This is a genomic window from Pseudomonas sp. BMS12 (genome assembly GCF_001592875.1).
Classification (GTDB): Bacteria; Pseudomonadota; Gammaproteobacteria; order Pseudomonadales; family Pseudomonadaceae; genus Aquipseudomonas.
Map to the genome: position 1 here is coordinate 218,501 of NZ_LSOF01000003.1, position 15,132 is coordinate 233,632.

General features: G+C 64.0%; 12 protein-coding genes and 1 pseudogene. 5 read left to right on the forward strand and 8 right to left on the reverse strand.

Annotated elements, in window-relative coordinates; translation table 11 throughout:
- Positions 1-4 precede the first annotated feature (4 nt).
- The 4 genes from AYB31_RS02125 to AYB31_RS02140 all read right to left on the reverse strand — a co-directional run bounded on the left by AYB31_RS02125 (position 5) and on the right by AYB31_RS02140 (position 4,882).
- Entirely contained in the window at positions 5-1,105 is a 1,101-nt protein-coding gene (locus AYB31_RS02125; RefSeq protein WP_068825313.1) for a polyamine ABC transporter substrate-binding protein, read from the reverse strand.
- A 120-nt stretch (positions 1,106-1,225) separates the two neighbouring features.
- On the reverse strand, positions 1,226-2,599 hold the full coding sequence (locus AYB31_RS02130; protein ID WP_068825315.1) for an aspartate aminotransferase family protein: 1,374 nt from the start codon (positions 2,597-2,599) through the stop codon (positions 1,226-1,228).
- 83 nt (positions 2,600-2,682) lie between these two features.
- Positions 2,683-4,041: a glutamine synthetase family protein gene (locus AYB31_RS02135; RefSeq protein ID WP_068825317.1), complete on the reverse strand. Its 1,359-nt coding sequence runs from the start codon at positions 4,039-4,041 to the stop codon at positions 2,683-2,685.
- A gap of 88 nt (positions 4,042-4,129) precedes the next feature.
- Positions 4,130-4,882: a gamma-glutamyl-gamma-aminobutyrate hydrolase family protein gene (locus AYB31_RS02140; RefSeq protein WP_068825319.1), complete on the reverse strand. Its 753-nt coding sequence runs from the start codon at positions 4,880-4,882 to the stop codon at positions 4,130-4,132.
- 277 nt (positions 4,883-5,159) lie between these two features.
- On the opposite strand from AYB31_RS02140, the gene AYB31_RS02145 reads away from it, so the two are divergent.
- The 5 genes from AYB31_RS02145 to aguA all read left to right on the forward strand — a co-directional run bounded on the left by AYB31_RS02145 (position 5,160) and on the right by aguA (position 10,788).
- A complete protein-coding gene (locus AYB31_RS02145) occupies positions 5,160-6,539 on the forward strand; it encodes a glutamine synthetase family protein (protein WP_068825321.1) in 1,380 nt (459 codons plus the stop codon).
- Positions 6,540-6,659: 120 nt separating this feature from the next.
- Complete coding sequence (locus AYB31_RS02150; protein WP_068825323.1) at positions 6,660-7,748, forward strand: extracellular solute-binding protein; 1,089 nt, start codon at positions 6,660-6,662, stop codon at positions 7,746-7,748.
- Positions 7,749-7,811: 63 nt separating this feature from the next.
- Positions 7,812-8,453: a TetR/AcrR family transcriptional regulator gene (locus AYB31_RS02155; protein WP_068825325.1), complete on the forward strand. Its 642-nt coding sequence runs from the start codon at positions 7,812-7,814 to the stop codon at positions 8,451-8,453.
- 251 nt (positions 8,454-8,704) lie between these two features.
- Positions 8,705-9,586 carry an N-carbamoylputrescine amidase gene (gene aguB / locus AYB31_RS02160; protein WP_068825327.1) on the forward strand — a complete coding sequence of 294 codons (882 nt, stop codon included), beginning with the start codon at positions 8,705-8,707 and terminating at the stop codon, positions 9,584-9,586.
- Positions 9,587-9,681: 95 nt separating this feature from the next.
- Positions 9,682-10,788 carry an agmatine deiminase gene (gene aguA / locus AYB31_RS02165; RefSeq protein WP_068825329.1) on the forward strand — a complete coding sequence of 369 codons (1,107 nt, stop codon included), beginning with the start codon at positions 9,682-9,684 and terminating at the stop codon, positions 10,786-10,788.
- Positions 10,789-10,975: 187 nt separating this feature from the next.
- Here the strand turns inward: aguA and AYB31_RS22195 are convergent, their stop codons facing one another.
- The 4 genes and pseudogenes from AYB31_RS22195 to AYB31_RS02180 all read right to left on the reverse strand — a co-directional run.
- Positions 10,976-11,431: a methyl-accepting chemotaxis protein gene (locus tag AYB31_RS22195; protein ID WP_442961786.1), complete on the reverse strand. Its 456-nt coding sequence runs from the start codon at positions 11,429-11,431 to the stop codon at positions 10,976-10,978.
- Between the two features lie 87 nt (positions 11,432-11,518).
- Positions 11,519-12,295: pseudogene (locus tag AYB31_RS22200) on the reverse strand (PAS domain-containing protein); the annotation flags it as partial.
- A 186-nt stretch (positions 12,296-12,481) separates the two neighbouring features.
- Positions 12,482-13,831, reverse strand: coding sequence for a hypothetical protein (locus AYB31_RS02175; protein WP_068825333.1), 1,350 nt, complete (start codon positions 13,829-13,831; stop codon positions 12,482-12,484).
- A gap of 123 nt (positions 13,832-13,954) precedes the next feature.
- Positions 13,955-15,132: S8 family serine peptidase (locus tag AYB31_RS02180; RefSeq protein WP_153020622.1), on the reverse strand; the 1,178-nt coding region annotated here is incomplete at its 5' end.

A 15,132-nucleotide genomic window follows, 5' to 3' on the forward strand; every position in this document is an offset into this window, starting at 1 on the left:
GTCGTTATTTACCGGACTTGATAGCGGTCCAGGTGCGGGTCATGGCGCGCTGCACCTTGGCCGGCAGATCCGGGAAGGCATAGAGCTTGGCCATGGTCGCTTCGCTCGGGTAGATGCCCGGGTCGTTGCGGATCGCCTCGTCAACCAGCGGGGTAGCCGCCGAGTTGCCGCTGGGGAACTGCACATAGTTGACGATTTCAGCCACGACTTCCGGCTTCATCAGGTAGTCCATGAAGGCGTACGCCGCGTCGACATTCTCGGCATCCTTCGGCATGGCGATCATGTCGAAGAAGGTACCGGCACCTTCCTTCGGAATGTTGTAGGACACCGTCACACCCGCCGCAGCCTCTTCGGCACGGGACTTGGCCTGGTACACGTCACCCGAGTAGCCGACAGCCACGCAGAGGTTGCCGTTGGCCAGGTCGGAGATGTACTTGGAGCTGTGGAAGTAGGTGATGTGCGGACGAATCTTGAGGAACAGCGCCTCGGCTTCCTTCAGCTCTTTCGGGTTCTCGCTCAGCGGGCTGTAGCCCAGGTATTGCAGAGCGATCGGCAGAATCTCGGTCGGCGAATCGAGGAAGGAAACGCCACAGGACTTCAGCTTCTCGATGTTTTCCGGCTTGAACAGCAGGTCCCAGGAATCCACCGGGGCGTTCTCGCCCAGCACGGCCTTGACCTTTTCCGGGTTGAAGCCGATGCCGATGGAGCCCCACAGGTAGGGGAAGGAATACTGGTTGCCCGGGTCGCTGACTTCCAGGGTCTTCAGCAGGTCGGGGTTGAGGTTCTTCCAGTTCGGCAGCTTGGAGCGGTCCAGCGGCTGGTAGACGCCGGCCTTGATCTGCTTGGCCAGGAAGTTGTTCGACGGTACGACGATGTCGTAGCCGGACTTACCCGCCAGGAGCTTGGCTTCGAGCGTTTCGTTGGAGTCGAAGACGTCGTAGACGACCTTGATGCCGGTTTCCTTGGTGAACTTATCGATGGTGTCCGGAGCGATATAGTCCGACCAGTTGTAAACGTGCAGTACCTTACTGTCTGCCTGCGCCATGCCGGCCACGGCGCCTGCCAGAGTCATGGCAAGCAGTGTTTTACCGAAGGTCTTGATCATGCGGGTTAGCTCCATTTGTCGTTTGAAGTATCCGGGGCTGCGTCGCCTGGGCAACGCACCCTCCGGTGAGCCTGGCCAACGCTCATGCAGTCTGGCAAGGTCCGAGCCGGGGCTCAAGCCTTACACCAGCACCGCGCGAGCGGTCAGATCGAGGCACTTGCGCGCCTTTTCCACGAGTTCATCGATCTCGTCCTTGGTGATCACCAGCGGCGGCGCGATGATCATGGTGTCGCCCACGGCGCGCATGATCAGTCCGTTTTCGAAGCAGTGGTTTCGGCAGATCATGCCGACGCCCTGCTCGCTCGGAAAACGTTCGCGGGTCTGCTTGTCCTTCGCCAGTTCGATGGCGCCGAGCATGCCCACACCGCGGACTTCGCCCACCAGCGGATGATCCGCCAGCTCACGCAGGCGTTGCTGCAAATACGGTGCCGTTTCCGCCTTTACCCGCTCGATGATTTTCTCGTCGCGCAGGATGCGCAGGTTTTCCAGCCCTACGGCGGCTGCCACCGGGTGCCCGGAGTAGGTGAAGCCGTGGTTGAAGTCGCCGGCGGCGTTGATCACGTCGAACACCTTGTCGCTGACGATCAGGCCGCCCATGGGCACGTAGCCGCTGGTCATGCCCTTGGCGATGGTGATCAGGTCCGGCTTGTTGCCGTAGTACTCGCTGGCGAACCACTCGCCGGTACGGCCGAAGCCGCAAATCACTTCATCGGCCACGAACAGGATGTCGTACTTGGCGAGGATCTCGCGGATGCGCGGCCAGTAGGTCTCTGGCGGTACGATCACCCCGCCGGCGCCCTGGATAGGCTCGGCGATGAAGGCGGCGACGTTGTCTTCGCCCACTTCGAGAATCTTCTGCTCCAGCTGATCGGCCGCCCACAGGCCGAACTCGTCCGGGGTCATGTCACCGCCCTCGCCGAACCAGTACGGCTGCGGGATATGCACGATGCCCGGAATCGGCAGGTCGCCCTGCTCATGCATGTACTTCATGCCGCCCAGGCTGGCGCCGGCCACGGTGGAGCCGTGGTAGCCGTTGTGCCGGGAGATGATCACCTTCTTGCTCGGCTGGCCCTTGCTCGCCCAGTAGTGGCGAACCATACGCAGCATGGTGTCGTTGCCTTCCGAGCCAGAGCCAGTGAAGAACACATGATTCATGCCGGCCGGCGCCACGTCGGCGATGGCCTTGGCGAACTCCAGCGCCGGTGGGTGGGCGGTCTGGAAGAAGGTGTTGTAGAACGGCAGCTCGCGCATCTGCGCCGCGGCGGCCTGCACCAGTTCCTCGCGGCCGTAGCCGACGGCCACGCACCACAGGCCGGCCATGCCATCGAGGATCTTGTTGCCTTCGCTGTCCCACAGATAGACACCGTCCGCCTTGGTGATGATGCGCGGACCCTTCTCGTGCAGCTGCTGGTAATCGCTGAACGGCGCGAGATGGTGCTCACGGCTCATGGCCTGCCACTCACGGGTTTTCGGGTTGGTCACTGAACTGTTCATAACAACACCTTTATTACGCGGGCCGCCGGCGGCAGCCCGTTGAAATCAGTGGCAACGGGCGCGGCGAACCGCGCCCGTTCCGGTTACACCGACAACAGCAGGAATTCACGCTCCCAGGAGCTGATCACCCGCTTGTAGTTCTCGTGCTCGGCGCGCTTGACCGCGACATAGCCGCGCACGAACTTCTCGCCCAGGTACTTCTCGGCGTCCTTGCAGGCTTCCATGCGCTCCAGCGCGCTCTCGATGGTCACCGGCAGACGCAGGTTGCGGCGCTCGTAGCCACGGCCCTTCACCGGCGCGCTCGGCTTGATGCCGTCGACCATGCCGATGTAGCCGCACAGCAGCGAGGCGGCCAGCACCAGGTAGGGGTTGGCGTCGGCGCCGGCCAGGCGGTTTTCCACGCGGCGGTTCTGCGGCCCGGCTTCCGGTACGCGCAGGCCGACGGTGCGGTTCTCCTCGCCCCACTCGACGTTCACCGGCGCCGAGGTATCGGGCAGGAAGCGGCGGAACGAGTTGACGTTCGGCGCGAACAGCGGCAGCACCTCGGGGATGTACTTCTGCAGGCCACCGATGTGATGCAGGAACAGTTCGCTCATGGTGCCGTCGGCATTGGAGAACAGGTTCTTGCCGGTCTTGATGTCGACCACGCTCTGGTGGATGTGCATGGCGCTGCCCGGCTGATCGGTGATCGGCTTGGCCATGAAGGTCGCCGCCACGTCATGCTTGAGCGCGGCCTCGCGCATGGTGCGTTTGAACACGGTGATCTGGTCGGCCAGGTGCAGGGCGTCGCCGTGACGGAAGTTGATTTCCATCTGCGCCGGGCCGTCTTCGTGGATCAGGGTGTCCAGGTCCAGGTCCTGCAGCTCGCACCAGTCGTAGACGTCTTCGAACAGCGGGTCGAATTCGTTGGCCGCGTCGATGGAGAACGACTGGCGACCGACTTCCGGGCGGCCGGAGCGGCCCATCGGCGCCTCCAGCGGGAAGTCCGGGTCGCTGTTGCGCTTGGTCAGGTAGAACTCCATCTCCGGCGCGACGATCGGCTTCCAGCCCTTGTCGGCGTAGAGCTTGAGCACATTCTTGAGAATGTTGCGCGGCGACAGCTCGATCGGGTTGCCCTGCTTGTCGAAGGTGTCGTGGATCACCATCGCGGTGGGCTCGATGGCCCAGGGCACGAGAAACACGGCGTTCTCGTCCGGGCGGCAGAACATGTCGATGTCCGCCTCGTCGAGCAGCTCGTAATAAATGTCGTCCTCGACGTAGTCGCCGGTGACGGTCTGCAGCAGCACACTCTCGGGGAGGCGCATGCCCTTCTCGTCGAGAAACTTGTTGGTCGGCGAAATCTTGCCACGGGCGATGCCGGTAAGATCGCTGATCAAACATTCAACTTCGGTGATTTTGCGTTCTTTCAGCCAGCTGGTGAGCTGGTCGAGCTTGCTAGTCATAAAGACCTCAGGGTTGTAGAGCGGCTTCTGCGGACCGGTTAAAGCCTAGCGAAACCTTGGGGTTCCGCCTGCCGGTTGCCTCACCTACTCAGCGTTGCCCCGCCTTCTTCCTGCATGCCTCACCAAAGGCCTGGAAGATGGCGAGATAATTCGGGTTGGACTGCACCTGCCACTCCGGGTGCCATTGCACCCCAAGGGCAAAACTTGGCGCACCTTCGACGGAGAAGGCTTCAATCAACCCGTCAGGCGCCAGTGCTTCTACGCGAAGGCCCGGCGCCAGACGCTGAACGCCCTGGCCATGAATGGAATTGACTTGAATCTCGCTCGGCAAGCCGAGGCCGGCGAGAATGCCACCGGGCTGAATCTGCACCGGGTGGCGGGGAGCATATTGCACATCGACCGGCTCATCGACCGGCTCGCGGTGGTCCAGCATGCCGGCCACTTCCTGCACGCGCTGGTGCAGGCTGCCGCCGAAGGCCACGTTGATTTCCTGGAAGCCGCGACAGATACCCAGCACCGGAATACCGGCATCTATGGCCTGGCGAATCAGCGGCAGGGTAGTGGCGTCGCGTGCGCTATCGTGGACAGTGCCCGGCGTGCTGGCGGGGCCACTATAATGATGGGGTTCGACATTGGACGGCGAGCCGGTGAACAGCAGGCCGTCGAGACTGTTCAGCAGAGTCGGCTGATCGATCAGTTCGCCCAGGGCGGGAATCACCAGCGGTAGGCCGCCAGCGCCCACCGCCACCGCACGGACGTATTTGTCGCCGACGATGTGGTTGGGGTGCAGACCCACCTGCTTGGTGCAGGCGGTAACGCCGATCAACGGCAGGCGCGACATGGAACACCTGTTTTATTGCTGTTATGTGGTTGAGGCCGAGATTAGCCTTGTTCAATTTTTTACACAATAGCCCTGTAAAAAATTGAACACACACCACTGAGCACCACGCCGCACAAGGCTGACCAGGCAGTCTAAAAACCCTGTAACGCCCCAAAAATGGCCTTCTCGCCCCAATTCAGGGCAAAATGGTAGGCTATTGACAGTACAGGGTGTTTGAGATTGACTCACAGCTGTACGAATGAATGATTGAAATTTTTAACAATAAAGGTGTTGCATCATGTCGGTACCCCCGCGTGCCGTTCAGCTCAACGAAGCGAACGCGTTCCTTAAGGAACACCCTGAGGTCCAGTTCGTTGACCTACTAATTGCAGATATGAACGGGGTTGTGCGCGGCAAGCGCATCGAACGTAACAGCCTGCATAAAGTGTACGAGAAAGGCATCAACCTGCCGGCCTCGCTTTTCGCCCTCGACATCAACGGCTCCACCGTCGAAAGCACCGGCCTCGGCCTGGACATCGGCGATGCCGACCGCATCTGCTTCCCCATCCCCAATACCCTGTGCAACGAGCCCTGGCAGAAGCGCCCCACCGCGCAGCTGCTAATGACCATGCACGAACTCGACGGCAAGCCGTTCTTCGCCGACCCGCGCGAAGTGCTGCGCCAGATCGTGACCAAGTTCGACGAGATGAACCTGCGCATCTGCGCCGCCTTCGAGCTGGAGTTCTACCTGATCGACCAGGAGAACGTGAACGGCCGTCCGCAGCCGCCGCGCTCGCCGCTCTCGGGCAAGCGCCCGATCTCCACCCAGGTGTACCTGATCGACGACCTCGACGAGTACGTCGACTGCCTGCAGGACATGCTCGAAGCCGCCAAGGAACAAGGCATCCCGGCCGATGCCATCGTCAAGGAAAGTGCCCCGGCGCAGTTCGAGGTCAACCTGCACCACACCGATGACGCGATCAAGGCCTGCGACTACGCGCTGCTGCTCAAGCGCCTGATCAAGAACATCGCCTACGACCATGAGATGGACACCACCTTCATGGCCAAGCCCTACCCGGGCCAGGCGGGCAACGGTCTGCACGTGCACATCTCGCTGATCGACAAGACCACCGGCAAGAACATCTTCACCAGCGATGATCCCCAGGAGAACGCCGCATTGCGCCACGCGATCGGCGGTGTCCTGGAGACCATGCCCGCATCGATGGCCTTCCTCTGCCCCAACGTCAACTCCTACCGCCGCTTCGGCGCACAGTTCTACGTGCCGAACGCCCCGAGCTGGGGGATCGACAACCGCACCGTGGCCGTACGCGTGCCCACCGGCAGCCCGGACGCCGTGCGTATCGAGCATCGCGTGGCCGGCGCAGACGCCAACCCCTACCTGATGATGTCGGCGATTCTCGCCGGTATTCACCATGGTTTGACCAACCAGCTGGAGCCGGGCGAGCCGATCGAAGGCAACTCCTACGAACAGCTGGAGCAGAGCCTGCCGAACAACCTGCGCGATGCCCTGCGCGAGCTGGACGACAGCGAAGTGCTGAACAAGTACATCAGCCCGGACTACATCGACATCTTCGTCGCCTGCAAGGAAGCCGAGCTGCAAGAGTTCGAGACCACCATCTCCGACCTCGAGTACAACTGGTACCTGCACACCGTATAAGCACCACCCCCGACGCCGGCCCCTGAGCCGGCGTCGTTTTATCCGCCACTGCCAGCCTTAACCTGCCGCCCGCATCCACATGCCGGCGCAGCCATGCCCATCGCATTCGAGGAGGTCGTCATGTTTCGCTTTCTTGCTCCCCTGCTACTAGCCCTCAGCCCTGGGCTGGCAGCCGCCGCCGACAGCATCCGGGTCTACAACTGGAACGACTACATCGCGCCCCAGGTACTGACCGACTTCACCAAGGCCACCGGCATCGAGGTGGAGTACCACACCTTCAGCACCGACGAAGAGCTGGACAAGGCCCTCGCCAGCGGCGAAAGCATCGATATCGCCGTACCTTCCCATGACGAACTGCCCGCACTGATCGCCGCCGGCAAGCTGCAGCCGCTGGACCTGGCGCGCCTGCCCAACCGCAAGCACCTGGACAAGCAGATGCTCAGCAAACTGGCCGCCGTCGACCCGCAGAACCGCTACGCCGTGCCCTACCTGTGGGGCGCCGTGGGCCTGGCGATCAACACCCCGCAAGCCGAAGCCGCCTATGGCGGCGCGCTGCCGCACAGCTGGAGCCTGCTGTTCGACACCCAGCAGAGCAGCAAGCTGGCCAGTTGCGGCATCAGCGTGCTGGATGCTCCGGACGAGCTGCTCTACAACCTGCTCAACTTCCAGGGCCGCAGCCTGGCCAACACCTCGCCGGGCCGCGTGCAACGCGCCGCGAAAGTACTCCAGGGCCTGCGCCCCAACCTGCGTTACGTCGACAGCGAGCGCTATATCGATGACCTCAACAACGGCAAGCTGTGCATGGCCGTGGCCTGGGTCGGCGATGCCCTGGCCGCCAGCGATGCCGGCCAGCCGGTGGAGTTCGTCGTGCCGGAAGAAGGTTCGACCCTGTTCATCGACAACCTGGTGATACCCGCCAGCGCGCGCCGCGCCGACCTGGCGCACCGGTTCATCGACTACCTGCTGCAACCCGAAGTCGCCGCGCTGATCACCAGTGAAGTGCTCTACCCCAACGCCAACGCCGACGCCAACCAGTTCCTCGAGCCGCAACTGCGCGCCCAGCTGGGTCGCAACCTCGACGAAGCCAAGAGCCGGCTGTTCGCCCTGACGCCGCTTTCGGACAAGATCAAGGTCGCGCGCGACGAGGTCTGGAGCAATTTCCTCGCCGGTCAGGCCGCACTCGCCCAGCCCGTCGAAGCCGGTCAATGACACGGCTTGCCTCAGCCTGTCCGGGTGGCGTCCAATAGCGCCTCCCCCGGACAGGAGACCGGCATGAGCCGCACCGTCAGCCCCCGCAAGCCACGCGCCAGCAGCCAGACGCGCATCGCCCTGATCCTCGCCGCCGCCCGTGAACTGCTGCGCGAGCAGGGCTTCGCCGGCCTGACCATCTACGCGGTAGCCGAGCGAGCCGACATTCCACCCTCCTCCGTGTACCACTTCTTCGCCAGCGTGCCGGCGCTGCTCGAAGCACTGACCGCCGATATCCATGCCGCCTTCCGCGACTGCCTGCTGCAGCCTGTGGAACACCAGAGCCTGCAGCACTGGCACGACCTGTCGCGCATCGTCGAGCAGCGCATGCTGGCCATCTATGCCGCCGACAGCGCCGCTCGCCAGCTGATCCTGGCCCAGCACGGCCTGGCCGAGGTGACCCAGGCCGACCGCCAGCACGACCTGGAGCTGGGCCGTCTGATGCAGCAGCTGTTCGAACGCCACTTCCCGCTGCCGCAACTGCCCGAGGACGTCGACGTGTTCGCCCTGGCCATGGAGCTGGGCGACCGGGTCTACGCCCGCTCGGTGCAGCTGCATGGCGAGATCACTCCGCGCCTGGCCGAGGAAGGCATGCGCGTGTTCGACGCCTACCTGGGCCTGTACCTGCCGCCGGCGCTGCCCAAGCGCGAACAGCCCCTGACCTGAGCCGATATCCATCGGCTTTTCGGTGAGCCTCGCGATCGCCCGTTTCGCGAGCACAGCGCGCTTTTACACCGCCATACATCTATCGATAAATATCAGACCCGTGGCTCTATTTTTGCCACAAAAGCTGAATAAGTGCTTTTAAAGTCGATTTTTATCGGATATAAATTGACCGCCGACCGTAACCCACGGCACAGCCATGGGGCTCTGCTAGTGTCAGATAACCTCTCTCACATGCTTCTGCGAGGTGTTTCATGTCACGCATCGTGACCGTCGCTGCCACCCAGATGGCCTGTTCCTGGGATAGCGCCGCCAATATCGCCAGCGCCGAGAAACTGGTGCGCCAGGCGGCCGCCAAGGGTGCGCAGATCATCCTCCTCCAGGAGCTGTTCGAGACGCCCTATTTCTGCCAGAAGCCCAACCCCGACTACCTGCAACTGGCCACTCCGGCGGAGGAAAATCCGGCAATCCTGCACTTCCAGAAAATCGCCAGGGAACTGCAGGTGGTGTTGCCGATCAGCTTCTTCGAGCGTGCCGGGCGTGCCCGCTTCAACAGCATCGCCATCCTCGATGCCGACGGCAGCAACCTCGGCCTGTACCGCAAGAGCCATATCCCGGACGGCCCCGGCTACCACGAGAAGTACTATTTCAATCCGGGCGACACTGGCTTCAAGGTGTGGGACACCCGCTACGCCAGGATCGGCGTGGGCATCTGCTGGGACCAGTGGTTCCCGGAGGCCGCGCGCAGCATGGCCCTGCTCGGCGCCGAGCTGCTGTTCTACCCGACCGCCATCGGCAGCGAGCCGCATGACCCCAGCATCAGCTCGCGCGAGCACTGGCAGCGCGTGCAGCAGGGCCATGCCGGCGCCAACCTGACGCCGCTGATCGCCGCCAATCGCATCGGCCGCGAGGAGCAGGACGGCTACGACATCACCTTCTACGGTTCCTCCTTCATCGCCGACCCATTCGGCAACAAGGTCGAGGAGTTGAACGAAACCGAGGAAGGTGTACTGGTACACAGTTTCGACCTCGACCGGATCGAGCATGTGCGCAGCGCCTGGGGCGTGTTCCGCGACCGTCGGCCGGAGCTGTACACCCCGATCAACACCCTGGACGGCAGACTCGCCAGCAAATAATCCACCGCTGCGGCGGCCCGTCGCAGCATCCCGGAGCTATCCGGGCATCCCAGTTACGACATCCCCGGAGTGCATCCGGGTTACAGGAGCAGGACATGACCACCCTGAACAGCACCCCGCGCGCCGACGGCTTCCGCATGCCCGCCGAGTGGGAACCCCACAGCCAGACCTGGATGGTCTGGCCCGAGCGCCCGGACAACTGGCGCCTCGGCGGCAAGCCGGCCCAGGCCGCGTTCGCCGCCGTGGCGCGAGCCATAGCCGAGTTCGAGCCGGTCAGCATCGGCGTCTCCGCCGGGCAATACGAAAACGCCCAGGCGCGCCTCGACCATCCCAACATCCGCCTGCTGGAAATCAGCACCGACGATGCCTGGGTACGCGACACCGGCCCGACCTTCGTCATCAACAATGCTGGCGAAGTCCGCGGTGTGGACTGGACCTTCAACGCCTGGGGTGGCTTCAATGGCGGCCTGTACTGGCCCTGGCTGCGCGACGACGAGGTGGCACGCAAGATCCTCCAGGTCGAACGCTGCAAGCGCTACCGCACGGAAGGTTTCGTGCTGGAAGGCGGCGCCATCCATGTCGACGGCGAAGGCACCCTGATCACCACCGAGGAATGCCTACTTAACCAGAACCGCAACCCGCACCTGTCCCGCGAGCAGATCGAGACCATGCTGCGCGAGCAGCTGAGCATCGACACGGTGATCTGGCTGCCGGATGGCCTGTACAACGATGAAACCGACGGCCACGTCGATAACTTCTGCTGCTACGTGCGCCCTGGTGAAGTGCTGCTGGCCTGGACCGACGATCAGAACGACCCCAACTACTCGCGCTGCCAGGCCGCCATGCGCGTGCTGGAAGCGGCGCGCGATGCCAAGGGCCGGCAACTGGTGGTGCACAAGATTCCGGTGCCGGCCGCCATCCATGCCACCCAGGAAGAGTGCGATGGCGTCGATATCGCCGAAGGCGCCCAGGAACGCGAGCCGTCGATCCGCCTGGCCGGCTCCTACGTCAACTTCCTGATCGTCAACGGCGGCATCATCGCGCCGAAGTTCGACGACCCGATGGACGCCGAGGCCGAAGCCATTCTCGCGCGCCTGTTCCCCGAGCACCGTGTGGTCATGGTGCCGGGCCGCGAGATCCTCCTCGGCGGCGGCAATATCCACTGCATCACCCAGCAGCAGCCGGCGCCGCAAGGGCGCTAATCGTGCGCAATGAAAAAGCCCGCCAATCGGCGGGCTTTTTCATGGTCGTCGTGGGAGCGGTTGGGCGGCACTCCGCTTTAGCCGCGAATGTGAAGTCCATGCGAATCATCTTTCGCGGCTGAAGCCGCTCCCACCAGAGCCGAGCCGCAGACCAGCCCCACCCTGGCAGCCTGGGCACACCGCCGCATCAGTCGTCCTGAAAGGCCTGGGTGAACTGGCCGATGGCATCCACCACCCGCTGTGCCTCGTCGCGGATCTCCAGCATCACCTCGCCAGCCTGGTTGGCCAGGCGTACGCCTTCCTCGACCTTGGCCTGGCTGCCGCCCATGCCGCTCACCGCGCGCTGGGCCAGATCCTGGTTCTGCTGCACCACGTCGTTGATCTCCAGGGTCGCCTGGCTGGTGCGCGCTGCCAGGTTGCGCACCTCGTCGGCCACCACGGCGAAGCCCCGCCCCTGCTCGCCGGCACGCGCCGCCTCAATGGCCGCGTTGAGCGCCAGCAGGTTGGTCTGCTCGGCAATGCCACGAATCACCTGGACGATGCTGCTGATACGCTCGGACTGATTGTTCAAGGCATTGATCTGCTCGGACACCTGGCTCAGCTCGTCGGCAATGCCGCGCACAACCTGCACCGTTTCCTCCACCGTACCGGCGCCCTTGATCGCACTCTCATCGGTCTCGCGGGCACTGTCGAAGGCCAGCTGCGCCGCCGCCGACTCCGCCTCGCGATGCTCGACCTGGCTGGTGATATCGCTGGCGAACTTGACCACGCCACTGAGCCGACCGTTGGCGTCGTACAGGGGGTTGTAGGTGGCCCGCAGCCAGACCACCCGGCCATCCTTGGCGATGCGCTTGAAGCGGTCGGAGATGAACTCGCCCTGGTTCAGACGCTGCCAGAAGCGTCGATAGCCATCGCTGTTCGCCTCCTGCGGATCGCAGAACATGCGGTGATGCTGGCCACGGATTTCCTCCAGGCGATAGCCCATGGTCTGCAGGAAATTGTCGTTGGCCGTGCGCACGTCACCCTCGGGGCTGAACTCGATCACCGCCATGGAACGGCTGATGGCATTGAGCATGCTGCCGTGCTGATGCTCGGCCTCGATCTGCCGGGTGATGTCGGTAGCCACCTTGACCACTCGGGCGACCCGGCCATCGGCGCCCTGGACCGGCAGGTAGCTGGCTTCCAGCCAGACCTCGCGCCCGCCCTTGGCCAGGCGCATGAAGCGGTCACTGAAGCTCTCGCCGGCGGCCAGCCGCTGCCAGAAACGCGCGTATTCGGGGCTGGACAGTAGATTCGGCGGGCAGAACATACGGTGATGCTGCCCGCGGATTTCTTCCAGGCTGTAGCCCATGGTCGTGAGAAATGGCGGGTTGGCGTCGAGTATCTCGCCCTGCGGACTGAACTCGATCAGGGCCATGCTCCTGCGGATGGCAGAGAGCATCTGCTCGCTGGCAAACAGCTGCGACTGGCACTGCAACAGCTCACTACGCAATGAAGATCCGAACATGTTTACCTCGCCATCCAGGTTGGTCTGGTGCGGCTCGCGATCAGCCAGGCGCTACCCTTTCCCAGCTATCGGTCAGGCACGATATTTCTTGATACATCTGACAGCGTAGCGGGCGACACCAAAAATGCAGGTACACCCGTACCAACAACAAGCCCGCCAGATGGCGGGCTTGTGCATGGCCTGAACTCAGGGCGCTGACTTCAACTGCAGTGCGGGTTGCGGCGGCTGCGGTTCGGCGGCCTTGATCTGCAGGCTCGGCTTGGGCGGCTCGGGCTGCGGTTGCGGGGCTTGCAACTTCAGCGTCGGCTTGGGCGGTTGCGGCTGGTTGGCCTTGATGCCCAGCGGAGCCTTGGGCGGCTCCGGCTTGACCGCATCCATCTGCAGCTTGTTGCCGTTACCGCCGACATCGACGTTGAGGGTGCTGGTGCACAGCACTTCCACATTCACCACGCTGGACTGCTTCTTGTTCGGCGCAACTACATGGAAGCGGTAGCTGCGCTTGACCAGGGTGCCCTGAGGGGTATTGGCCTTGAAGCCACCGATTTCCTGTTGCTGCGGCTTGGCCTGGAAGCCGCCGATACCCTGCTGTTGCGGTTTGCTCTCGGGCTTGAGCACGACTTTCTGGTTGATCACCCGCACGCTCTGCTCGCCGACCTGGCCCGGCAGGTTGCTGGTCAGCTGCAACGCCGCGCCTTTACCGCCAACCTCTTCCAGCCAGTACTTGATCTGGCCGCCTCCAACGCCCTTGATGGTGGCCTTCAGGTTCACTTCCAGCGGGCACACGCCCTTGCTCTTGGCCGGCTGCGCCTCCAGCTGCACCTCGGTGACCTGGAAACCGGCAGCCAGACCCTGCGGCCCCTTGGGTGGGTCGACCTGATCGGCGATGGCCGGGTTGCCCAGGCACTGGATGGTTACCGGGTTCTTCTCGTCCCACAGGTGGTACTGGTGGCTGCTCGGTGGCCGCGAGGTGTGCGGGCCGCCGCCCAGCTGGTAGAAGCCGGCCATGCGCAGCGGGCTGTCGATCTTGACGTTGAAGCCCTGGCGCAGCACCTGGTTGAGGGTCTTGCCCTGCTTCAGGCGGTTTTGTTTCTCGAAGCCGCAGTAGGTGGCGATATTGGCCCCGGGGATACCGTCGCCGACCAGCTTGGCGAACGGCAGGTTGACGTTCAGATAACCGCTGGCGGCCTGCACCTGGGCGGCGCTCAGGTCGAACATCTGCGAATTGTCGTAGTGCATCTCGCCATTCTTGGGAATCTTCGCCTCGCCCACATAGATGCGTGCCCAGGGCTTGTTCGGCTGCATCTTCCACTGGTGGGTGTACTTGAAGCGCATCTTCACCGTGCTGCTGGGCACCACCGCCCACTCGCCTTTCTGGTCCAGCTTGACCTGCAGAGTGTGCGACTGCCCGGCATTCGGCTCGGCCTTGATGGTGGCGGTAACCGCAGGGTTGTCGTCGACGGCCAGGGCGGCGCCGCTGGCCAGCAGCAGGGCCAGGCCGAGGTTGCTGAGGGTGAAGCCGGAGTTGAACGCTTTCATGGAGTTGCTCCTCGTGGGGCGTGAGTCATTGCCTTACGCCCCTCTGTCGTCGACTCCCCCGGTGGCGGTTCAAATTATTTTCGGCTGCCTTGAGTAAAGCCTGCGGCCCACGAACTGCGCGGCTCAGCGACAGCCGGGCAGACGCGCCAGGCCGGCGCCGTAGTGTTCGTCGCGGCCGAGCTCGCCAAGGTCGCGCGCCTGGTCCAGCAATGCCTGCGGAGAAGGCACGAGTGCCAGCGCGGCGCTGACAAAGGGCGCGGCGAAGGAGGTGCCGCTGGCGTAGAAGCCCTGGCCGGCACCGTCCAGGGTCCAGATGTCTTGCCCCGGCGCGACCAGCGCCAGGTGGCGACCGAAGTTGGACTGGCGCAGGCGGCGCAGGCGCGCATCCACCGCACCCACCGCCAGCACCTCGGGATAGGCGGCCGGGTACCGCACTCCAGCGCGGCCGTCATTACCGGCGGCGGCGACGAAGTTCAAGCGCCGGCCCAGGCGCTCGAAGAGCATTGCCAGCAGCTGACTGCGCGAACCGCCGAAGCTGAGGTTGACCGCTTGCGGCGGCGGTTCGAGTGCAGCGACTCGCGCCAGGGCGAGGATGACCCAGTCCGTACGGGTATGCAGGCCGGCGTCACCGTCCTCGCCGAACACACCGAAGGCATACAGGCGCGCGCCGGGCAGTAGCCCGGCAACCTGCTCATGGCCGACCAGTAGGGCCGCCAGCGCGGTGCCGTGGCGCAAGGCATCGACACCGCTGGCGACGTACTGTGCCGGCGGCAGACTCTGGTAGTGCAAATCGGCATCGGCAAACTCGGCCAGCTCGCTGTTCACCGGGCCATCGAGCATGGCCAGCACCTTGCCCCGACCACAGTCGCTCGTTGCCGGCTGGCCACGCCCCATGGCGCGCTGGCCCCAGGTGCGCAGCTGCAACTCGGCGGCGTCCGGCTGTGCCAGCGGCCGGTAGCGCAGGTTGAGTTCCTGTTGCCAGTCGGGAAAACGCTGGCGCAGTTCGCCCTCCAGCTGCTGGGCATCGGCCTCGGCCGGCAGGCGGAACACGCTCAGCACCATGCCCAGGCTGGGCAGTTGCTGGCGGCGCAGAATACGCAGGCCGAATGGCTGCAGCGCCTGGCGCTGGCGCTCGGCTTCGGCCAGGTCGGCGGCCAGCACCAGCCATTCACGCAACGCTGGCGGCTCATCCGCCGCCACGCTGGCCGCGCCACCCCACTGCGCTGGCGGCGCCTGCAGCCGTGGTTGATCCAGCAGGCTGCCGGTCTGTCGTGGCGGGGCAACAGTCGGGGCCACGCCAG

What these genes read in the sequence shown, in the direction of transcription:
- AYB31_RS02125 (WP_068825313.1), bottom strand. Translation starts at nt 1,105, where the DNA reads ATGATCAAGACCTTCGGTAAAACACTGCTTGCCATGACTCTGGCAGGC.
- AYB31_RS02130 (WP_068825315.1), bottom strand. Translation starts at nt 2,599, where the DNA reads ATGAACAGTTCAGTGACCAACCCGAAAACCCGTGAGTGGCAGGCCATG.
- AYB31_RS02135 (WP_068825317.1), bottom strand. Translation starts at nt 4,041, where the DNA reads ATGACTAGCAAGCTCGACCAGCTCACCAGCTGGCTGAAAGAACGCAAA.
- AYB31_RS02140 (WP_068825319.1), bottom strand. Translation starts at nt 4,882, where the DNA reads ATGTCGCGCCTGCCGTTGATCGGCGTTACCGCCTGCACCAAGCAGGTG.
- AYB31_RS02145 (WP_068825321.1), top strand. Translation starts at nt 5,160, where the DNA reads ATGTCGGTACCCCCGCGTGCCGTTCAGCTCAACGAAGCGAACGCGTTC.
- AYB31_RS02150 (WP_068825323.1), top strand. Translation starts at nt 6,660, where the DNA reads ATGTTTCGCTTTCTTGCTCCCCTGCTACTAGCCCTCAGCCCTGGGCTG.
- AYB31_RS02155 (WP_068825325.1), top strand. Translation starts at nt 7,812, where the DNA reads ATGAGCCGCACCGTCAGCCCCCGCAAGCCACGCGCCAGCAGCCAGACG.
- aguB (WP_068825327.1), top strand. Translation starts at nt 8,705, where the DNA reads ATGTCACGCATCGTGACCGTCGCTGCCACCCAGATGGCCTGTTCCTGG.
- aguA (WP_068825329.1), top strand. Translation starts at nt 9,682, where the DNA reads ATGACCACCCTGAACAGCACCCCGCGCGCCGACGGCTTCCGCATGCCC.
- AYB31_RS02175 (WP_068825333.1), bottom strand. Translation starts at nt 13,831, where the DNA reads ATGAAAGCGTTCAACTCCGGCTTCACCCTCAGCAACCTCGGCCTGGCC.